General features: G+C 68.8%; 16 protein-coding genes. 6 read left to right on the forward strand and 10 right to left on the reverse strand.

Features of this window, described 5'->3' with window-relative positions:
- Positions 1-10: 10 nt before the first annotated feature.
- The 3 genes from BMX29_RS09450 to BMX29_RS09460 all read left to right on the forward strand — a co-directional run bounded on the left by BMX29_RS09450 (position 11) and on the right by BMX29_RS09460 (position 2570).
- Positions 11-1024, forward strand: a complete 1014-nt coding sequence (locus BMX29_RS09450) for a type II secretion system F family protein (protein WP_092812203.1) — start codon at positions 11-13, stop codon at positions 1022-1024.
- Positions 1025-1468: 444 nt separating this feature from the next.
- Positions 1469-2113 carry a helix-turn-helix transcriptional regulator gene (locus BMX29_RS09455; RefSeq protein ID WP_092812205.1) on the forward strand — a complete coding sequence of 215 codons (645 nt, stop codon included), beginning with the start codon at positions 1469-1471 and terminating at the stop codon, positions 2111-2113.
- Complete coding sequence (locus tag BMX29_RS09460; RefSeq protein ID WP_092812207.1) at positions 2103-2570, forward strand: A24 family peptidase; 468 nt, start codon at positions 2103-2105, stop codon at positions 2568-2570. The genes BMX29_RS09455 and BMX29_RS09460 overlap by 11 nt, the downstream gene beginning before the upstream one ends.
- A gap of 118 nt (positions 2571-2688) precedes the next feature.
- Here BMX29_RS09460 and BMX29_RS09465 read toward each other — a convergent pair whose 3' ends face one another.
- The 5 genes from BMX29_RS09465 to BMX29_RS09485 form a co-directional block, all read right to left on the reverse strand.
- Entirely contained in the window at positions 2689-3852 is a 1164-nt protein-coding gene (locus BMX29_RS09465) for a M20 aminoacylase family protein (RefSeq protein WP_092812209.1), read from the reverse strand.
- Between the two features lie 241 nt (positions 3853-4093).
- Positions 4094-5437, reverse strand: a complete 1344-nt coding sequence (locus tag BMX29_RS09470; protein ID WP_092812211.1) for an NAD(P)/FAD-dependent oxidoreductase — start codon at positions 5435-5437, stop codon at positions 4094-4096.
- Positions 5434-6597 carry an acetylornithine deacetylase gene (gene argE, locus BMX29_RS09475; protein WP_092812213.1) on the reverse strand — a complete coding sequence of 388 codons (1164 nt, stop codon included), beginning with the start codon at positions 6595-6597 and terminating at the stop codon, positions 5434-5436. The genes BMX29_RS09470 and argE overlap by 4 nt, the downstream gene beginning before the upstream one ends.
- A gap of 215 nt (positions 6598-6812) precedes the next feature.
- Positions 6813-7577: a meso-2,3-butanediol dehydrogenase gene (gene budC / locus BMX29_RS09480; protein ID WP_092812215.1), complete on the reverse strand. Its 765-nt coding sequence runs from the start codon at positions 7575-7577 to the stop codon at positions 6813-6815.
- Positions 7578-8124: 547 nt separating this feature from the next.
- A complete protein-coding gene (locus tag BMX29_RS09485; RefSeq protein ID WP_092812217.1) occupies positions 8125-9984 on the reverse strand; it encodes an ABC transporter ATP-binding protein in 1860 nt (619 codons plus the stop codon).
- 306 nt (positions 9985-10290) lie between these two features.
- Between BMX29_RS09485 and BMX29_RS09490 the strand changes: the two genes are divergently transcribed.
- From BMX29_RS09490 to BMX29_RS09500, 3 genes are all read left to right on the forward strand, one after another.
- A complete protein-coding gene (locus BMX29_RS09490; RefSeq protein ID WP_092812219.1) occupies positions 10291-11994 on the forward strand; it encodes a peptide ABC transporter substrate-binding protein in 1704 nt (567 codons plus the stop codon).
- Between the two features lie 424 nt (positions 11995-12418).
- Positions 12419-13456 (forward strand): ABC transporter permease, encoded by a 1038-nt coding sequence (locus tag BMX29_RS09495; RefSeq protein ID WP_092812221.1) that lies wholly within the window; start codon positions 12419-12421, stop codon positions 13454-13456.
- Positions 13449-14429, forward strand: coding sequence for an ABC transporter permease (locus tag BMX29_RS09500; RefSeq protein ID WP_092812223.1), 981 nt, complete (start codon positions 13449-13451; stop codon positions 14427-14429). The genes BMX29_RS09495 and BMX29_RS09500 overlap by 8 nt, the downstream gene beginning before the upstream one ends.
- Positions 14430-14441: 12 nt before the next feature.
- Here the strand turns inward: BMX29_RS09500 and BMX29_RS09505 are convergent, their stop codons facing one another.
- The 5 genes from BMX29_RS09505 to BMX29_RS09525 all read right to left on the reverse strand — a co-directional run bounded on the left by BMX29_RS09505 (position 14442) and on the right by BMX29_RS09525 (position 19912).
- Positions 14442-15731 carry a DUF3422 family protein gene (locus BMX29_RS09505; protein ID WP_092812225.1) on the reverse strand — a complete coding sequence of 430 codons (1290 nt, stop codon included), beginning with the start codon at positions 15729-15731 and terminating at the stop codon, positions 14442-14444.
- Between the two features lie 96 nt (positions 15732-15827).
- Positions 15828-16031, reverse strand: coding sequence for a hypothetical protein (locus tag BMX29_RS09510; protein ID WP_043844636.1), 204 nt, complete (start codon positions 16029-16031; stop codon positions 15828-15830).
- Positions 16032-16243: 212 nt separating this feature from the next.
- Positions 16244-17737 (reverse strand): NAD(P)(+) transhydrogenase (Re/Si-specific) subunit beta, encoded by a 1494-nt coding sequence (locus tag BMX29_RS09515; RefSeq protein ID WP_043844637.1) that lies wholly within the window; start codon positions 17735-17737, stop codon positions 16244-16246.
- A gap of 13 nt (positions 17738-17750) precedes the next feature.
- The gene (locus BMX29_RS09520) at positions 17751-19325 is read right to left on the reverse strand and encodes a Re/Si-specific NAD(P)(+) transhydrogenase subunit alpha (RefSeq protein ID WP_092812227.1); all 1575 of its coding nucleotides are present in this window, start codon (positions 19323-19325) and stop codon (positions 17751-17753) included.
- Positions 19326-19429: 104 nt separating this feature from the next.
- Complete coding sequence (locus tag BMX29_RS09525) at positions 19430-19912, reverse strand: methyltransferase family protein (RefSeq protein WP_092812229.1); 483 nt, start codon at positions 19910-19912, stop codon at positions 19430-19432.
- Positions 19913-20100: the final 188 nt, after the last annotated feature.

Below are 20100 nucleotides of genomic sequence, written 5' to 3' on the forward strand. Positions count from 1 at the left end.
GATGACACCGATGGATGCCCTGAACCTTCTGCTCGTACGGCTCGACCTCGATGCCGCCCTCCTCCTTCAACTCGGCGTCGCCGCCGGCCTGATGCTGGCCGTGGTGTCGGTGGGCGCGGCGCTGCGCGGCAACCCGGCCGCCGAGCGCATCGCCCGCGGCACCGAGGCCGCGCGCGACGCCCGGCGCGCCCGCGGCCTTCTGCGCGAAACGGTTGCGACGCCGCGCGGGCTCATGCGCGCGGTGCTCCCGCGCGAGGGCAAGGAGACCGACAAGCTGAGGCTCAAGCTCCTGCAGGCCGGCTTCACGCGGCCCGGTGCGCTGCAAATCTACATGCTGGTCCGGGTCTTCGTCGGCTTCGTGGTGCCACTGATCTTCCTCGCCCTCGTGATGGCCGCCCGCACGCCGGGTCTGGGCCTGCCCGACGCGCTGGCCGAGCCATTCGCCGAACTGAGTCATTCCGCCACGCTGAAGTGGCTCGCGATCCTCGTCGGCGTGGGATACTTCACGCCGTCAGCGTGGCTCGACCGCCGCGTCCGCGAGCGCCAGCGCCGCATTGAGGAAGCGTTCCCGAATGCGCTCGACCTCATGCCGGTGTCGGTGGACACCGGCCTCGGCTTCGACCTCGCCATGACCCGCGTCGGCAACGAACTGGCCTCGGTCTCGCCCGAGATCGCGTTCGAGTTCCTCTCGACCCAGCACCAGATCCAGGCCGGGCGTGCACGCGAGGATGCGCTCGACGACATGGCCGGACGCACCGGGGTCGAGGTCGTCCGCTCCTTTGCCCAGGTCGTCCAGCAGTCCATGCGTTTCGGAACGCCGATGTCCGAGGCCTTGACCACCTACGCCAACGAGATGCGCGACTACCGCGAGATGCGCGACTACCGCGAGATGCGCGCGCAGGAGATGGCCAACAAGCTGCCGGTCAAGATGTCCGCGGTGCTCGCGTCGCTCATGCTGCCCGCGCTGATCATGATCACGATCGGGCCGAACGTGATTCGCTATATCCGCCTGATGTCGCACTGAGGGCCTCGCCCCCCCGCCGCCGTTCAGGCAGCGCCACATTTCGCGGCGCCGGACACATCTTATTCGTGAAGTGCAACGGCGGTGTCGCAGGGAAATACAACCTTAGCTAAAATTTTCCGGCCAATTGCGGCAAAATCTGCCGAAAAAATTGTCTGAAATAAGGCAAATGACATTATCAGATTCAGTTAATGAATTTTAAACTTTTCTGTAGCGGGCAGGACGGCGGCCTTACCCATATGCATAGAAACAATGATTCGAACGGGTCCCACCAGACGGGACGTCACCCCACGGGAAACAAGCGGCTCGAGGCCGTGGCGGCCTGGGTCCGCGCGGCCCACGGGGCCACGGCGCTTCCGGTGGCGTTGCGCAAGCTCGGCGAGGTGTTCGACGCACCTGTGGCGGCTCTGCCGGCTCCGGCACGCAGATCCCGCGCGGCCGCAATACGTGGTTTCCCACGACGCGACCGCGAACCTTTCCGCGGCCGGCGCCCCGGCGTCCTGCGCCGCGGCGGTGCTCGGGCCCTATCTGGGCACAGCGCGAGAGGGCTCGATCTGGCCCGCCGACACGCAGGAGTTCCACGACCTGCCCCGGCTGCAAACCGCGCTGCGCGCCCGGCGCCTCGCCGCCACCGTGGTGGTTCCGATCTGCCAAAGCGCCCGGGTCTCGGATTACCTCGAAATGCACTTCGCGCATCCCCTCTCGGGTCCCGAGACCGACGAGATCGAGGCGCTCGCGGCGATCCTCTCCGAAGCCTGGAAGGACCGCGCGCCCGGCATCCTGCTCACGACCGTGGAGCGCGATACCCGCCGCGGCCCCGCCGCCGCGCGCCCCGACACCGCCGACCCGCTGGCGATGGCGAACCCCTACCGGCTGAGCCGTGCCGAGTACCGCGTGTGCCTTCTGCTCCGGCAGGGTCTGACCCGCGACGGACTGCAGGGCGCGCTGGCGATCAGCCGCTCGACGCTGAACACGCACCTTCAGAACATCTACGCCAAGACCGTTGTCCCGTCGCAGGCCGATCTCGTGCACCTGCTGATGCGCGAAGCGGCTGGGCACGACATCCGCGGACGCGCCGCCCATGTCGCCTGAAACGCTCCCGCTCTTCGCCGCCTGGCCGCTCCTGGGCGCCATGGCGATCGGCGACCTGCGCGAGCTGCGGATCCCGAACCGGCTGCTGGTGGCGCTCGCCGTGGTCTTCGCGCTGGTTGCGCCGTTCACCGTGCCCGCCCCCGAGATCGGGCTCCGCGTCTTCGCCGCCGCGTGCATCTTCGTGCTGTGCTTCGCCGCCTTCGCGGCCGGAGTCGTCGGCGGCGGCGACGCCAAGGCCCTGCCGATCCTGACGCTGTTCGTGCCCGTGACCGCTTGGACCGCCGCGCCGAGCCTCTTCGCGCTGAGCCTCCTCGCCGGCATCCTCGCGGTCCTCGCCCTGCGCCGCACCGCGCCGCCCGCCCTTGCGGGCTGGAAGAGCCTCGCGACGCCGCGCAGCTTTCCCATGGGCGTCTCCTTCGCCCTGTGCGGCGTGCTCCTGTCGCTCACCCATCACTAGGCGCGGCAACCGACCGTGACCCTGCGACCCGCGCCCTTCTTCTCGGTAGAAATACTCCGGGAGCGCGAGGGCAGAGCCCTCGCATCCGCCCGTCCGGGGGCGCGAGGCCCCGAAGCCGTCACGCGGCCGGCAGGCGGCGCTCCACGATCTCGGCCCACCACGAACAGCCCGCCGGGATGGCCTCGTCGTTGAAGTCGTAGTCCGGCGAGTGCACCGACGCCGTGTCGCCGTTGCCGACGAGGATGTAGGCGCCGGGGCGCTCCTCGAGCATGTAGGCGAAGTCCTCGCCCCCCATGACGAGGTCCGCGGTGTCACAGCCGCCGGCGACCGCGCTCGCGACCTCGGCGGCAAAGTCGGTCTGCGCCTCGGTATTCACCATCACCGGGTAGTTGCGCAGGTAGTCCACGCGGGCTGTGGCGCCGAACGCCTCGGCGACCGAGGTGCAGATCGTCGTCATCCGCGCCTCGACGAGGTCGCGCATCTCGGGCGACAGGGTACGGACGGTGCCCTTGAGATGCACCTTCTGCGGGATCACGTTGAAAGCGTTCGACGAGGTCTGGAACGACGTCACCGACACCACGACCTGGCCCACCGGGTCGGCGTTGCGGCTAGCGATGGTCTGCAGCGCGGTCACCACCTGCGCCGCGGCGACGGTTGTGTCGATGGTCTCGTGAGGCTTGGCGGCATGGCCGCCCCGGCCCTCGATCTCGATCTCGAATAGGTCCGTGGCGGCGAAGAACGGCCCGGGACGGATCTGGAACTGGCCGACCGGGACGCCGGGCCAGTTGTGCATGCCGTAGACCTCCTCGATCCCCCAGCGCTCCATGAGCCCGTCGGCGCACATCTCGCGGCCTCCGCCGCCGCCCTCCTCGGCCGGCTGGAAGATCACCACCACGGTGCCGTCGAAATTGCGCGTCTCGCACAGGTAGCGCGCGGCCCCGAGCAGCATGGCCGTGTGCCCGTCATGGCCGCAGGCATGCATGGCGCCGTCGGTCTTCGAGGCCCAGTCGGCGCCGGTGGTCTCGTGGATCGGCAGCGCGTCCATGTCCGCCCGCAGCCCGATGGTCCGCCCCGAGCCGGTTTCCTTTCCGCGGATCACGCCGACGACGCCGGTGCGGCCGATCCCCTCGGTCACCTCGTCGCAGCCGAACGCGCGTAGCTTTTCCGCCACGATGCCGGCGGTGCGGTGCGTCTCGAAAAGGATCTCGGGGTGCTGGTGGAAGTCGCGGCGCCAGGCGGCGATCTCGTCGTGCAGTTCGGCGAAGCGGTTCTTGACCGGCATGAAGCGGGCTCCGGTTGGGGATGGAAGGCCGCAGAGTGCCGGAGCGCCGCGCGGGCTGCAAGCGGCGGCGAGGGCGCCGCTGGGGAAGCGGGATGGCGAACGAGGATCGCGGCCGAGATGTGCCGTCAGGACGGGCGACGGGCCCGCTCTGCGACGATCGCCACGTTCTCCACGAACGACGGCGTCCCTGCTCGACGTCGGTCGCCGCGCAGGTCGGTCCCTTTCCAAGACCGTCACCCGCTCAGAACCCGGGCCCCGGGCGCATCGGGCTGCCGTCCGAGAAGCGGTCGAAGCGGAAGCGGGTGAGCGCGTGGCCGGGGTCGCGATCCTGCATGAGCGCCGCGGCGATGCGGCCGAAGGCCGGGCCAATGCCGAACCCGTGGCCGCTCATGCCCGTAGCGACAGTCAGGCCGGGCACCGGTGCCACGCGATCCACCACCGGCACCACGTCGGGCATGGTGTCGATCATCCCCGCCCAGGCCGTGCGCGGCGTCACCGGCCCCGCCTCCGGGAAGCTTTCGGCGAAGGCCGCGCAGGCGGAGTGCGCCTTGTCGAGGTTGGGCGGTGGCGTAAGGATGCGCATTCGCTCGAACGGGGTTTCGTCCGCGTCGCCCCAGTGCCGCGGCGTGCCCCAGGCATCGGGAAAACCCGCCGGTGCCGCCGGGTGCAGACGGATGTCGAAGCCGGTCTCGCGCAGAACGCGCCAGTACTTTCGGGCTGCGCGCAGGGCATCGGGCCCGACGTAGAACTCGGACGCGGTCGAGGGCGCCAGCGTATAGCCGCCGTCGCCACGCGGCCGGAAGGCGAGCCGGCTGTCGACGCCCGCCGTGCCGGTGACCTGCGGCAGCGGGCCGGTCTCGAGCGCGGTCGCGCGCACCGAGAGCTGCGGGATCGACACGCCGTGGCGGCGCAGGAACAGCGAGGACCACGCTCCACCCGCCACGAGGACGCGATCGGCACGGATGGGACCGCGTTCGGTTACCACGCCGGTCACGGCGCCCGCCTCGGTCCGCAGGGTCCGGACCGCGCACCGCTCGCGGATGGTCACGCCGCGCGCGGCGGCGAGGCGGGCGAGTTCGGGCACCGCGACCCACGGCTCGGCCACCATGTCGGTCGGCGTGTGCAACCCTCCGGCCCAGCGCGTCGATGCCCCCCGCAGCAGTCGCGCCACGCCCTCGCGGTCGAGCAGGCGGCTCGAGACCCCGAAGGGCGAGGCCGAGGCCAGCCAGGACGAGAAGCGCGCGACCTCGGCCTCCGTTTCGCCCAGGTAGGTCAAGCCGACCCGGCGCAGTCCGAGGCGGCCGTCGCAGGCTGTGTCGAACTCCTGCCAAAGGCGCTGCGCCTCGAGCGCCACCGGGATCTCGGCCGGGTCGCGTCCCTGCACCCGAACCCAGCCCCAGTTGCGGCTCGATTGTTCGGCGGCCACGCGCCCCTTCTCGCAGAGCACCACGCGCAGGCCGTCCTCGGCCAGCGCCAGCGCCGCGCAGACGCCGATCACGCCGCCGCCCACGATCACGGCGTCGGCGGCATCGGGGAGCTCTCCGTCGTGCTCTGGAGTCTCGGGGAGTGTGAAGGGAAAGCTCATCGCGCGAGGTGCTCGACGAGGCGTTGCATCATCCGCTGGCCGCCTTCGAACTGCGCCACGGTGATGAATTCGTCAGGCTGGTGGGCAACCGCGATGTCGCCCGGCCCGCAGACGACCGCCGAATAGCCGGCGGCCTGGAAGTGGCTCGCCTCGGTGCCGAAGCTGACTGCGCCGGCCGGGCCATTGTCGCCGGTGAGCGCGCGGGCCAGCGCCTCGGCCTCGCCCCCCTCTTCCGGCACGAAGGTCGGCAGCGAGAACGTGTCACGCACCTCGATCCACGCCTCGGGGCGGATCGCCTGCATCCGGCGCGTGAGATCCGCCGCGGCCTCGTGGAAGCGGCGCCGCCAGTCCTGCGGGTCCTCTCCGGGCACCACGCGAAACCCGGCGAGGAAGGTGCAGTCCTTCGCGGTGATGTTGTGCGCGGTACCGCCCGAGATGCGGCCCACGTGCAGGTTCGTGCAGGGCGGGTCGAAAGGCGCCGCGAGCGCCGAGGGCTCGGCGGCAAGCAGCCTGTCGTTCAGCTCGTTCGCCCATTCGATAAGCTTCGCGCCCCACATGATCGCCGACACGCCCGTGTGCAGGATCGACGAATGCACCTCGTAGCCGTGGACGTGGACCTCGAAGCTGACGCCGCCCTTGTGGCCGGTGACCGGCGACAGGCCCGTCGGCTCGCCCACGATCACGGCGGAGGCGCGCGGCAGGTCGGCCATCGCCGCGATCAGGGGCGGCGCGCCGGTGCAGCCGATCTCCTCGTCGTAGGAAAGCGCAAGTTGCAAGGGACGCGACACCCCGGCGTGCTGCGCCTCGACCGCCGCCCAGATCGCCAGCGCGTCGAAGCCCTTCATGTCGGTGGTGCCCCGCCCGAAAAGCTTGCCGTCCGCCTCTGTCACCTCCCACGGCGCATGGGTCCAGTCCTGACCGTCCACCGGCACCACGTCCGTGTGCCCGGACAGGACCACGCCGCCCTCGGTTTCGGGGCCGACATGGGCGAAGAGAGCGGCCTTGGTGCCGTCCTCGTTCCAGTGGCGGTGCGCGGTGATGCCGTGCCCCGCGAGGTAGTCCTCGACCCAGTCGATCAGCGGCAGGTTGCTGTCACGGCTGACGGTGGGAAACGCCACGAGGCGGTCGAGGATGGCACGGGGTGAGAGGCGGTCTGGCATGTGTGTTCCTTCGCGTTTCACGAAGGCGTAGCGCGGTCGGGACATGTCGGCCAGAGCGCGCGGTCGCGTTCGTCCGAGACCAGGGTGCCACACGTGCGGAATGTCGAACGGCGAGGCAGTCGCGCACGCGGCTCGGATTGCTCAGCGCCAGGCGCGGCCGACGGGCAGGGAGCCACCTGTCGGGCCGGGCGCACGGGGTCCGGGTGCCGGAGGTTTCAGCCCAGTGGCGGCTGACCGTTCGAAGCCGTGGTGCCGCCGTCCACCGGCAGGATCACCCCGTTCACGAAGCTCGCGTCGTCGCTGGCGAGCCAGGCGATGGCGGCGGCGACTTCCTCGGCCTCGCCCGCGCGGCCCATGGGGATGCGGGGCAGCATGTCGGCGAGATAGTCGGGATCGTCCACGTGATCGGCGGTCATGCCGGTGCGGGTGAAGCCCGGCGCCACCGCGTTCACCCTCACGCCGTGGGTGCGGTAGTCGAGCGCGGTCGCGCGCACGAGATTGGTGATCGCGCCCTTCGAGGTGTTGTAGGCGAACGCGCCCCAGTCGCCGCGGATGCCCGAGACGGAATCGGTGACCACCACGCAGCCGTGACGCGTCCGGAGCGCCGACCACGCGTGCTTCATGGCAAGGTGCGTGCCGAAGAGGTTCGTCTCGATCACCCGGCGGAAATCCTCGGTGGGCAGGTCGCCGATGGTGCCCTTCACCGCGATTCCGGCATTGGGGACAAGGATGTTCACGCCGCCGAACGTCTCGCACGCGTCGGCGACCATGCGGGCGTTCACGTCCTCCCGCGAGATGTCGCCGGCCAGCGTGCGCGTGCGTTCCGCCGGCAAGTCCGCTGCCACGCGGTTCAGCCCCTCGGCATCGGCGTCCACCAGCATGACGTTGGCGCCCTCGCCCGACAGGCGCCGCGCGGTGGCCGCGCCGATGCCGGAGGCCGCGCCGGTGACGATGGCGGTCTTGTCGGCGAAACGTGTCATTTCGGTCCTTTCGATCCCCTTACCGAGGGGGCAACGGCGTGTGGCGGACAGGGTTCCGGTGGGCGGCGCACGGTCGCAGTCCGGCAAGCGGCGAAAGGGTGAGCGTCCGGCCGTCGGCCCGGGCCTCACAGGGATCGAGCGCATCTCGTCGCCGAAAGCGCCGTACGGTCCGAGTGATCCGACGCGCCGCAGGCGCCGCCCCCCCCCGGTCTCTCCAGCGCAGACTTGACCCAGGGCGCGTCCCGCGGTGCCGCGCCGGCTCCGAGCGGGCGTCACTCCGCCCCAGAGCCGCTCGCGCAGCCGACGCGACGCGGCCCGGCGACAGGACAGGCCGGCTTCCAGCCCCATCCCGGTCGACGCGCCACGGTCCCTCCTGCCGGCGACCATCCAGTGGCCTCTGCCCGACATCCGCGACGATCGCGGACCACGCCTCGCAGTCACCGCCAGCGATGGAACGGTCGGGTTCCGTGGAATCACGTTCGACCGGATGCGTTCGGCCTTCGCCTGCCCCGTTCGTCCAGCCAAGCTTCCGCCCGGCGCCGGCGACTCAGTATCCGCTCTCGGACGTCAGTACGTGGTGGCCCGGTCCGACCTCCTCGTAGACGGACGGCCCCGGCTCGTGACCATTCGGATGGATCGGCGAGGGGATCGGTTTGAAGTTCAGGTCCCGCTCGCGCGTGCGCCGGGTCGGATCGGCCACCGGCACCGCCTGCATGAGTGCTTTGGTGTAAGGGTGGCGCGGGTCCTCGAAGACCGCGCGGCGGGGGCCGATCTCGACGATCCGGCCGAGATACATGACGCCCACGTGGTGGGACACACGCTCCACCACCGCCATGTCATGGCTGATGAAGAGATAGGACAGGCCCAGCTCGGATTGCAGCTCCATCATCAGGTTCAGCACCTGCGCCTGCACAGACACGTCGAGCGCCGAGACCGCCTCGTCCGATACGATCAGCTTGGGGTTCAGCGCGAGGGCGCGGGCAATGGCGATGCGCTGGCGCTGGCCCCCCGACAGCTCGTGCGGGTATCGGCGCAGGTAGCTGCGCGGCAGTTCCACGCGGTCGAAGAGCGCCGCCACCCGGTCGTGGATCTCGTCCCCCTTCGCCAGCCCGGGAAAGTTCCGCATGGGCTCGGCCACCTGCTCGGCCAGCGGCATCTGGGGATTGAGCGAAGCGAACGGGTCCTGGAAGATCATCTGCATGTCCGCCCGCGCCTTGCGCAGATCGCGCGCCGACAGCGCCATGACGTCGCGGCCGTCGAGCTCGATCTCGCCCGAATCCGGCTCGACCAGCCGCAGAAGCGAGCGGCCCGCCGTGGACTTGCCGCAGCCAGACTCGCCCACGAGCGACAGCGTCTGTCCCTTGTTGAGCGTGAAGGACACGTTCTCGACGGCGTGCACCCGCGCCACCGTGCGACGCATCAGGCCGCCCTTGACCGGAAAGCGCGTGGTCAGCCCGCGCACCCGCAGAAGCGGCTCGGTCGTTCCCGGGATCGGCTTCGGCTCGGGTCCGTCGCGGCCGACGAGACGCATGGGCGACGGCGCGTCGGTGCCCTCCATCTCGCCCAGCCGTGGCACCGCGGCCAGAAGCGCACGGGTATAGGCGTGGCGCGGATTGGCGAAGATCTCCTCCACCGGGCCTTCCTCCATCTTCTCGCCGCGGAACATCACCACCACGCGGTCGGCCATCTGCGCGACCACGGCCATGTCGTGGGTGATGAACATGACCGCCGTGCCGGTCTCGCGCTTCAGACGGTCGATGAGGGCGAGGATCTCGGCCTGGATGGTCACGTCGAGCGCCGTGGTCGGCTCGTCCGCGATCAGGAGCTTCGGCCGGCAGGCGAGCGCCATGGCGATCACCACGCGCTGGCGCATCCCCCCGGAAAGCTCGTGCGGATACTGGTCGAGGCGGCGTTCGGGCTCGGGGATGCGGACCTCGCGCAGAAGCTCGAGCGCGCGGGCCCGGGCATCGCGCTTGGACATGTTCCGGTGGACACGCAGGCCCTCGGTCAGCTGCCGCCCCACGGTGAAGACCGGGTTCAGCGCGGTCATGGGCTCCTGGAAGATCATGCCGATCTCGTTGCCGCGGATGTCGCGCATCAGCTCTTCGTCGGCAGTGGCCAGGTCGAGGGCCGATTGCCCCCCACGGTCGAACAGCAGCCGCCCGCCCGCGATCTCGCCGCCGCCGAACTCGATCAGGCGCATGAGCGACAGCGACGACACCGACTTGCCCGACCCGCTCTCGCCGACGACGCAGACGGTCTCGCCGGGCTTCACGTCGAAGGAGACATCCTTGACGCCCACGATGGTGCCGCGCCGGGTGCGAAACTCGACCCGCAGGCTGTCGATACGGGCGACGGGCCGGGCGGCGCTATCGGTCGGGTTGGCGGCGGGGGCGGCGTCGAGCATGGGCACCTCTGGCGAAGGAACGGGGTCCGTGGAACGCTAGAAGCCGCGGCGTTGCGCTGGCAAGCCCCCGGGACGCCCCGTCACCCCGGTGTCGCGCATCTGTCCGACCTGCCGCCGCGAGAGGCGGCAGAGTGCCCTGCTCGGCGGCGTTGCCGGCGGAACGTCACGACAGCCCAGCCCCGGGGTTGCATTTCGGGCGCAGCTTGGCTTCGATCAGCATCAGGGCCCCACGACCACGGAGATGGTCGGGCAGGTTCACCAAGAATGAGGGGCGGCACACGACCGCCCGCCAACAGGGAGACATCCATGACGCTCAAGACCCTTCTGACGGGGACCGCGGCTCTGTGCGCGCTGACCGCCGCCGCCCATGCCGAACGCGGCGAGGACGGCCAGGTCAACATCCTCTACTGGCAGGCGCCGTCGATCCTGAATCCGTACCTGTCGGGCGGCACCAAGGACATCCAGGCGTCGAGCCTCGTTCTCGAGCCGCTGGTGCGTTACGACGAGACCGCCGAGCGTCAGCCATGGCTGGTGACCGAGGTTCCCACTCTGGAGAACGGCGGCGTGTCCGAGGACCTGACGCAGATCACATACAACCTGCGCGACGACATCACGTGGTCCGACGGCTCGCCGCTGACCGCCGAGGACGTGGTGTTCACCGCAGAATACTGCATGGACCCCGAGGGCGGCTGCGCCCAGCGCGCCAAGTTCGACCACATCGAAAGCGTCGAGGCGGTGGACGACCAGACCGTCACGGTGACCTTCTCGCGCCCGATGCCCAACCCCTATTCGATGTTCGTTGGCGGCGAGAGCCCGATCATCCAGAAGGCCCAGTTCCAGGACTGCCTCGGCGCGGCGGCGTCAACCTGCACCGAAGCCAACTTCAATCCGATCGGCACCGGCCCCTTCGTGGTCGAGGACTTCCGCCCCAACGACGTCATCACCTTCACGGCCAACGACAATTACCGCGAAGAGGACAAGCCGGCGTTCCAGACGGTGAACTTCAAGGGCGGCGGCGACGCGGTGGCCGCGGCGCGCGCGGTCCTCGAGACCGGCGAATACGACTACGCGTGGAACCTGCAGCTCACGCCCGACGTGCTCGACCAGATGGCCGCAGCCGGCCAGGGCGAGCCGATCGCGGCCTTCGGCACGCTGGTCGAGCGGATCGAGATGAACATGACCGATCCCTCCCCCGACCTTCCCGAGGGCGAGCGCGCGACCGTGCAGCATCCGCATCCGATCCTCACCGACGAACGCGTGCGCCGGGCCCTGTCGATGGCCATCGACAGGCAGCTTCTCACCGAGATCGGCTACGGTCAGGCCGGGCAGGCGACCTGCAACCTCGTGCCTGCGCCCGAGCAGTTCGCCTCGGACAACACCGAGTGCCTGACGCAGGACATCGAGGGCGCCAAGGCGCTTCTGGACGAAGCCGGCTGGACCGACGAGAACGGCGACGGCGTGCGCGAGAAGGACGGCATGGACCTGTCGCTGCTGTTCCAGTCCTCGACCAACGCGGTGCGCCAGGACTTCCAGGCGCTCATCAAGCAGTGGTGGTCGGAGATCGGCGTCGAGACCGAGCTGCGCAACGTCGATTCGTCGGTGTTCTTCGGTGGCGACCCGGGCAGCCCGGACACGTTCCAGAAGTTCTACGCGGACGTCGAGATGTACGCCAACAACTTCGACGGCACCGATCCGCAGCCCTATCTCGCGCAGTATCGCTGCGGCAACGAGCCCAAGCCCGAGAGCCAGTGGCAGGGCGAGAACATCAACCGCTTCTGTTCCGAGGAATACGACGCGCTGCTCGACGAACTGGGCGAGACCGGCGAGCCGGCAGAGCGTCAGCGCATCGCCAAGGAGCTCAACGACATCCTGACCGCCGAGACGATGACCATCGTGCCGCTCGTGCACCGCGGTCGGGTGTCGGCCAAGTCGAACAGCCTCGGCGGCGTGGTCCTGAACACCTGGGACAGCGAACTGTGGAACATCGCGGACTGGTACCGCGAGGAGTGACGACGCCGGCCGGAGCGGCCCGCCCGCTCCGGCCCCTGCCCGGCCCCTTTTCCGGCCCAGCCCGGAGGCATGCCAAGATGGACAACATCGCCCGGCCGCTCGGACGCGGGACGTGGCGGGAGCCCCCCGCCGCAGCCCGCACGCGCGCGCCACGCAGCGCGCGAAAGGGCCTGCGGATGCCCGGTGCCGCGCACGACTTCCACGGGGCGCTTGCCTTGACCGAGAGCGGTCGGTGCCGTCCCGGCCCGGACCTCGACGACCGCAGCGCCGCCGCCTCTGACCAAGTCCCCGACCATGAAGCGTGCTTCGGTTGCACGGACAGGCCACCATACGCCACCGCCCGGGCCCGACGCCCGCACGCGGATGGTCCCGTCCCCGCGGTAGCCGCTCTGCCCCCTCATTCCGTTCGACGCCACGAGGCCATGTGCTCACATTCACGATCCGACGCCTGATCCTGTCGATCCCGACGCTGATCCTCATCAGCTTCGTGATCTTCATGCTCCTGCAACTCGCCCCCGGCGATCCGATGGCGCAGGTTCCGTTGACGGTGCCGCCGGAGGTCAAGCAGCAGATGCGCGAGGCGCTCGGCCTCGGCGAGCCGGTGCTGGTGCAATACGCCAAATGGCTGCGGCAGGTCTTCCTGCTGGAGCCCGCGGTCTTCATCGACTGGCTGACCCGCGACACGCTTCTGCTGGGCTGGCTGCCGGATACCTCGCTTTATAACGGCGATCTGCGGGTGATCTCGTGGCAGACGCGCTCGCCGGTGATGGAAATCGTGATGCAGCGCATCCCCCAGACCCTGTGGGTCGTGGGGCTGGCCTACGTGGTCGGCATCCTGATCGCGATCCCGGTGGGCATCTACTCGGCCTACCGGCAATACTCGGTCTTCGACCAGGCGGGCACCTTCGTGACCATGATCGGCTTCTCGATCCCGCCGTTCTTCACCGGCCCTCTGCTGATCGTGATCTTCTCGGTGCAGCTGGGCTGGTTCCCGTCGATCTACGACACCACTCACGTGGTCAACGACTGGGACAGCTTCATGGTGCAGCTGAGCCAGATGATCATGCCCGTGATGGTGCTGGCGCTGCAGATCACCGCGCAGTTCTCGCGCTACATGCGCGCCTCGATGCTCGACAATCTCGGACAGGACTACGTCCGGACCGCCCGCGCCAAGGGCCTCCGCGAGGCGATCGTCGTCAACGTCCACGTGCTGCGGAACTCGATGATCCCGGTGGTCACGGTCATCGCGCTCGGCGTTCCGGCGATCTTCGGCGGCGCCATCATCACCGAGAACGTCTTCAAGGTGAACGGGATCGGGCAGTTGCTGATCACATCGCTCTTCGCCAACGACCTGCCGATGGTGATGACGCTGACCTTCATCTTCGCGGCGCTCATCGTGCTGTTCAACCTCGTGGCCGACGTGCTCTACGGCCTGCTCGACCCGCGGATCCGCTATGACTGAACCCGTTCCCGCCAGCCCCACCGCCATCGACGCGCTTGCCGACGACGGCCCCGAAGCGCCGCCCCGCTCCAAGTGGCGCGACGTGTGGGAGCAGTTCACCCGCCACAAGGGCGCGGTCGCCGGCGGCGCGTTCCTGCTGTTCATCACCCTCGCGGTGATCTTCGGGCCGTGGCTCTGGACGCTCGATCCGCAGGAGCTCGACATCCGCAACAAGGACCTGCGGCCGATCTACGTGGGCCTCTGGAACGGCGACGCGGCGATCTCCTGGGCGCATCCCTTCGGCACGGACAACCTCGGGCGGGACATGCTGGCGCAGATGATCTCGGGCGGGCGCGCGTCGCTCGCCGTGGGCTGGGCGGCGATGCTCCTGTCGGTGCTGATCGGCACGGCCATCGGGGTCACTGCCGGCTTTTTCCGCCGGCTCGACGGGCTGCTCATGCGACTGACCGACCTGTTCCTGTCGCTGCCGATCCTACCGCTTCTGCTGGTGGCCGTGACCCTCTTCCGTCAGCCGCTGCGCGCGAATTTCGGCCCCGAGGGCGGCATGTTCATCCTGATCGTCACGGTCATCGGCATCACCTCGTGGATGCCCACCGCGCGGATCGTGCGCGGCGACGTGCTGGCGCTGAAGGAGCGGGAATTCGTGCTGGCGGCACGCTCCATCGGCACGACCTCGTGGAAGATCATCCTGCGCCACCTGCTGCCCAACGTGCTGTCGCCGATCATGGTCTCGGCGACGCTGGGCCTCGCCACCGCGATCATCACCGAGAGCGCGCTGTCGTTCCTCGGCGTGGGCTTTCCGTCGGACTATCCCACCTGGGGCAAGATGCTGGCGGACGCGGTCGCGCGCATGGTCGATTTCCCCGAGCGGGTGATCCTGCCGGGCGTGGCGATCTCGCTGACCGTGCTGAGCGTCAACTACCTCGGCGACGGGCTGCGCGACGCGCTCGATCCGCGACTCCGGGGGCGCTGAGGATTCGGTCGCCTACTCGTGCTCGACCGCGCGACGGATCCGGCGAACCATGAACCACACCCCGAGGATCACCGGCAACGTCACCGCAGCGGTCAGCATCCCCTTGGAGATGCCCATCGCCTCGGCGGCCGGGTAAAGCAGGTAGGAGGCAAGCGAAACCGCGTAGTAGCTGATCGCCACGGTAGACAGCCCCTCGACAGTCTTCTGCAGGCGCAGCTGCATGTCGGCCCGCGCGTTCATGCCCTCGAGCAGTTCCTGGTTCTGGGCCGAGCGTTCGACCTCTACCCGCGTGCGCAGAAGCTCGGAGGTGCGCATGGCCCGCAGGCTCATGGTGCCGATCCGCTTCTCGGTGGACTTCACCGTCCGCATCGCAGGATCGTAGCGGCGCATCATGAACTCGGCGAAGGTCTGACGCCCCTGCCAGCGCTCCTCGCGCAGGACCGAGATGCGCTGGCCGACGATGGCCTCGTAGGCCGCCGTGGCACCGAGACGGAACGAGGTCTGGGCCGACAGCCGCTCGAGGTCGGAAGACACCGCCAGCAGCGATTTCAGCGTCTCCTCGGCCGGACCGGTGCCCTGGACCATCGCCTCCATCAGCTCGGACAGCTCGGTGTCGATCTCGCCCAGCCGCGGGGCGATCTCGCGCACGCGGGTGAAGCCCAGCATCGACATGGCCTTGTAGGTCTCGATCTCGGTCACGCGCTGGACGATCCTGCCCACCCGGCGCTCGCCCACATGGGCGCGCGGGAACACGGCAAAGCGCTGGTGGCCGGCGGGGTCGATGCGGAAGTCGCCCGCGATGATCGCGTCGTCGTCGATGACGGAACTGACGGCCATGCTTTCGGGCACGAACCAGTCGTCGATCATTCGGCCGGCCTCGGCATCGTCCTCGGGCCGCTCGGTCACCCGCACCAGCGCCGAGGTCATCCGCACCCCCGGTGCGCGGTCGAGCCAGTCGCTCGGGAAGACATCGAAATCCGCCGGATCGAACGGCCGCTCGGTCAGGCCGTTGAGGAACACCGTGTAGGTGACGAATTCGGTGTGCTGCTCCCATTTGAGGGTGTGTTGCCCGATCCGGCCCGACCAGTGGGTCGCGCCCGGCTGCGGATGCTGGGTCCCGTAGCGGTCCAGAAGCTCGGTCAGGTGCGCGAGGTCGAGCGCGCGGTCCCGCGACGCCGCCTGATGCGGTTTCTTGACCGCGAGGTAGACAGCCCGGCAGGGCGCGGTGAGCGAGGGAAAGGGACGCGCGTGCAGCTCGTTCGCCAACCGGTAGCGCAGTGGGTGATCCTGGATCGGCGGCATGGTGTCCTCGGGTCGGTCTCGTCGGAACGAGTAGTCACCGCCCGGCGCCGATCCGTAAAGCCCCCGGATTGCCGCGTCCCGGGAACCGTGTCGCGATCAGGGCCGATCATGCCCCTGCTGCGGCGCGTCGATGCGCACGGCAAGAACGATCGCCCGCACGAGCGTCAGCACCGCCCCCAGCGCCAGGAGCAGCGCCCAGTGCCCGATGAACGGGTTGGACAGCATGGCGACGCCGGCCAGAAGAAGGCCGATGGTAACCATCGCGAAGATACGGACGGACCGGGTTTCCTGGGCGATCATGACGTGGACCTCGGGGCAGCAGCTTCCCCCGCTCCCGTGGCAGCGGGTACGGGGGGTCTTAGCACGAAGCTCGTCTCTGTCTTACAGGGTCGCCGCCGGTCGGCAGAGCCAAGCCACCGCGTCGGCGGGGATTGGCTAACGGGGTGTCGCTCATTGGCAACAGCCCGTGGGTTTGGCGTCGGAGCGGCCGGAACAGGCCGCCCCGCGCGAGGTCAGCTGACCTTTTGCAGCAGGTCGTCGAGCGACTTCTTCGCGTCGCCGTAGAACATCCGCGTGTTGTCCTTGAAGAACAGCGGGTTCTCGATGCCGGAATAGCCCGTGCCCTGCCCGCGCTTGGACACGAACACGTTCTTCGCCTTCCAGACCTCGAGCACAGGCATCCCAGCGATGGGCGAGTTCGGGTCGTCCTGCGCCGCCGGGTTCACGATGTCGTTGGAGCCGATGACGATCACCACGTCGGTGTCGGGGAAGTCGTCGTTGATCTCCTCCATCTCGAGCACGATGTCGTAGGGCACCTTCGCCTCGGCCAGCAGCACGTTCATGTGCCCCGGCAGACGGCCCGCGACGGGGTGGATGGCGAAGCGCACTTCCTTGCCCTGACCGCGCAGGCGGCGGGTCAGCTCGGCGACGTTGTTCTGCGCCTGAGCCACTGCCATGCCGTAGCCCGGCACAATGACGACCGAGTCGGCCTCTTCCAGCGCCTGTGCCACGCCGTCGGCATCGATGGCGACCTGTTCGCCCTCGACCTCCTGCGCCGGTCCCGCCGAGCCGCCGAAGCCGCCGAGGATGACCGAGATGAACGAGCGGTTCATCGCCTTGCACATGATGTAGGACAGGATCGCACCCGAGGAGCCCACGAGCGCGCCGACCACGATCAGAAGGTCGTTGGACAGCGAGAAGCCGATCGCCGCCGCGGCCCAGCCCGAGTAGCTGTTCAGCATCGACACCACCACCGGCATGTCGGCGCCGCCGATGCCCATGATCAGGTGATAGCCGATGAAGAGCGCGAGCAGCGTCATCAGGATCAGCGGGAACAGCCCGCCCGTGCCGAAGTACCAGAACAGGCACAGCAGCGACACGCCGGCCGCGGCCGCGTTCAGAAGGTGCCCACCCGGCAGCTTGGTGGCCGCCGACGAGACCTTTCCGGCCAGCTTTCCGTAGGCGATCACCGAGCCGGTGAAGGTCACCGCACCGATGAAGATGCCGAGGAAGAGCTCGAGCCGCAGGACGTTGATCTCGGCCTGCGTCTTGTGGGCGACGATCGCGCCGAAGCCGCGGAACTGCTCTGACAGGGCGTCGGCCTGCGCAAGCATGGCCGCCTCCATCTCGCCCAGCGGGAACGGGATGCCCGCTTCGGCGAAGACCGAGCTTATCCGGCCGATCTCGATATGGGCGTTGTAGCCCACGAAGACCGCCGCGAGACCGACGAGCGAGTGCATCGCCGCGACCAGCTGCGGCATCTCGGTCATGCCGACGCGCTTGGCGACGACCGTGCCGATGGCGCCGCCCCCCGCGATCAGGATGATCGACAGCCACCAAAGGCCGCCGCCCGGTCCGATGAGTGTGGCGAAGACCGCCAGCGCCATGCCGACGATGCCGTACCACACGGCGCGTTTCGCGCTTTCCTGTCCCGACAATCCACCCAGCGAGAGGATGAAGAGGACGGCTGCGACCACGTAGGCCGCGGTAGTGAATCCGAAGTCCATTGTCCCCTCCGACTTACGATTTCTGGAACATGGCGAGCATTCGCCGTGTCACGAGGAAGCCCCCGAAGATGTTGATCCCGGCCATGAACACCGACAGCGCCGCCAGCAGGATCACGAGGAACGACCCCGATCCGATCTGCATGAGCGCGCCGAGGATGATGATCGACGAGATCGCGTTGGTCACCGCCATGAGCGGCGTGTGCAGGCTGTGCGCGACGCCCCAGATCACCTGGAAGCCGACGAAGCAGGCCAGCACGAAGACGATGAAGTGCTGCAGGAAGCTGGCCGGGGCGATCATGCCCACGAGCAGCATCAGCACCGCGCCGACGGCGAGCAGCGTGACCTGTTGCTTGGTCTGCTGCTTGAAAGCGGCCATTTCCTCGGCGCGCTTCTCCTCCGCCGTCTTCTCCTTTTCCTTCGGCTTGGGCTTTTGCGCCGCGATCGCCTTGGTCTTGGGCGGCGGCGGCGGGAAGGTGACCTCTCCGGCATGCGCGATGGTCGCGCCGCGGATCACGTCGTCCTCCATGTCGTGATCGACCTTGCCGTCCTTCTTGGGCGTCAGGTCGGTCATCAGGTGACGGATGTTCGTCGCGTAGAGCGTCGAGGACTGCGTGGCCATCCGGCTGGGGAAGTCGGTGTAGCCGACGATCGTCACGCCGTTGTCGGTGACGATCTTCTCGTCCTTGACGGTCATCTTGCAGTTGCCGCCACGCTCGGCGGCAAGATCGACGATCACCGATCCCGGCTTCATGGCCTTAACCATGTCCTCGGTCCACAGCTCGGGCGCTTCCCGGTTCGGGATCAGGGCCGTGGTGATGACGATGTCGATGTCGGGTGCAAGCTCGCGGAACTTGGCCAGCTGCGCCTCGCGGAACTCGGGACTCGACGGCTTGGCGTAGCCGCCGGATTCCGAACCGTCTTCCTGCTCTTCCTCGAAGTCGAGGTAGACGAACTCGGCGCCCATGCTCTCGACCTGCTCGGCCACTTCGGGCCGCACGTCGAAGGCGTAGGTGATCGCGCCCAGCGAGGTGGACGTCCCGATGGCGGCGAGGCCCGCGACGCCCGCGCCGACGACCAGCACCTTGGCCGGGGGCACCTTGCCCGCCGCGGTGACCTGGCCGGTGAAGAACCGGCCGAAGTTGTTGCCCGCCTCGATGACCGCGCGGTAGCCCGCGATATTGGCCATCGACGACAGCGCGTCCATCTTCTGCGCGCGGCTGATGCGCGGGATCATGTCCATCGCGATGACGCTCGCGCCCTTGTCGGCGGCGAGCTTCATCAGTTCTTCGTTCGAACCCGGATAGAAGTGCGAGATCAGCGTCTTGGAGCTGTCGAGGTGGTTGAGTTCCTCTTCCGTGGGCGGCCGCACCTTGGCGATGATATCCGCCCCGCTCCAGAGCGCGTCGGCACCGTCCACGACCTCGACGCCCGCCTCTCGGTAGGCATCGTCGAGGGAGCCGGCCTTTTCGCCGGCACCGGCCTCGACCAGGCATTCGTGACCCAGTTTCTGCAGCATCCGCGCCGAGTCGGGCGTCATCGCCACCCGGTTCTCGCCCGGAAGGATTTCCTTTGGCGTCCCTATCTTCACGAGATTGGTTCCCTCTCCGTCAGACGTGACGACATGGCGGCCGGAGGGCCGCCATGTCGGAATTCACCTTGTTTGCCGGGTTTAGAGCATAGCGGCCGGACGAGTTAAAGCCACCTACCCGTTCGTTGCGTGTAGGCATCGAAGCCGGCAAGAAACTTGCCACTCATTCGGGCTTCTTCAGGTCGTACGAAGCGGCGGTCGAGGATCCACCAGAGTATCGGAACGAGCGCCAGACCGAGCGGCGCATTCCAGGCCAGCGACAGCCCGCCGAGGATCATCAGGTCGGCGAGGTAAATCGGATTGCGCGAGCGCGCGTAGATGCCGGTGGTGACCAGCTCGGCGGGAACGTGGTGCGGCACGACCGTGGTGCGGTGGCGGGCGAACTCGCGCACTGCCAGCGCGACGAGGACCAGGGCCGCAACCGCCACGAGGCCGCCCGCGGCGAGGCCGAAAGCGCCGAGGTCCGGACCGATCCCGCGCAAGTGCCAGGACCCGACAAGCGCCGCCGCCAGCCAGACCGGCGGGAGATCGATCCAGCCAAGGCCGCGTGGCCCCTGCGGCCCGTGTTCTTTCTGCTGTCCCGCCATCGCAATCCCCCTCTCGCCGTCCGTCGCACGGCCCCCAGCCTGCCTGGCGGGCGCTGGCCCGTCCGTGACGCCGAAACACGCCGCGAAAGGACCCGGAACGTGCCTTGGTTACGGCCTCGTTTACCATCTTTTCGCCGCCGGGCGACGCTATTCCGACACGGAACCGCGCGCCCGCTCGTCCGGCCGCG

The sequence above is a fragment of the Roseivivax marinus genome, from assembly GCF_900109705.1.
Classification (GTDB): Bacteria; Pseudomonadota; Alphaproteobacteria; order Rhodobacterales; family Rhodobacteraceae; genus Roseivivax; species Roseivivax marinus.

Excerpts from the sequence above, each read along its gene's own strand:
- BMX29_RS09505 (WP_092812225.1), bottom strand. The coding sequence starts at position 15,731 with ATGCCGCCGATCCAGGATCACCCACTGCGCTACCGGTTGGCGAACGAG.
- BMX29_RS09465 (WP_092812209.1), bottom strand. The coding sequence starts at position 3,852 with ATGCCGGTCAAGAACCGCTTCGCCGAACTGCACGACGAGATCGCCGCC.
- BMX29_RS09485 (WP_092812217.1), bottom strand. The coding sequence starts at position 9,984 with ATGCTCGACGCCGCCCCCGCCGCCAACCCGACCGATAGCGCCGCCCGG.
- BMX29_RS09525 (WP_092812229.1), bottom strand. The coding sequence starts at position 19,912 with ATGGCGGGACAGCAGAAAGAACACGGGCCGCAGGGGCCACGCGGCCTT.
- BMX29_RS09490 (WP_092812219.1), top strand. The coding sequence starts at position 10,291 with ATGACGCTCAAGACCCTTCTGACGGGGACCGCGGCTCTGTGCGCGCTG.
- BMX29_RS09460 (WP_092812207.1), top strand. The coding sequence starts at position 2,103 with ATGTCGCCTGAAACGCTCCCGCTCTTCGCCGCCTGGCCGCTCCTGGGC.
- budC (WP_092812215.1), bottom strand. The coding sequence starts at position 7,577 with ATGACACGTTTCGCCGACAAGACCGCCATCGTCACCGGCGCGGCCTCC.
- BMX29_RS09500 (WP_092812223.1), top strand. The coding sequence starts at position 13,449 with ATGACTGAACCCGTTCCCGCCAGCCCCACCGCCATCGACGCGCTTGCC.
- BMX29_RS09450 (WP_092812203.1), top strand. The coding sequence starts at position 11 with ATGGATGCCCTGAACCTTCTGCTCGTACGGCTCGACCTCGATGCCGCC.
- argE (WP_092812213.1), bottom strand. The coding sequence starts at position 6,597 with ATGCCAGACCGCCTCTCACCCCGTGCCATCCTCGACCGCCTCGTGGCG.
- BMX29_RS09510 (WP_043844636.1), bottom strand. The coding sequence starts at position 16,031 with ATGATCGCCCAGGAAACCCGGTCCGTCCGTATCTTCGCGATGGTTACC.
- BMX29_RS09515 (WP_043844637.1), bottom strand. The coding sequence starts at position 17,737 with ATGGACTTCGGATTCACTACCGCGGCCTACGTGGTCGCAGCCGTCCTC.
- BMX29_RS09470 (WP_092812211.1), bottom strand. The coding sequence starts at position 5,437 with ATGAGCTTTCCCTTCACACTCCCCGAGACTCCAGAGCACGACGGAGAG.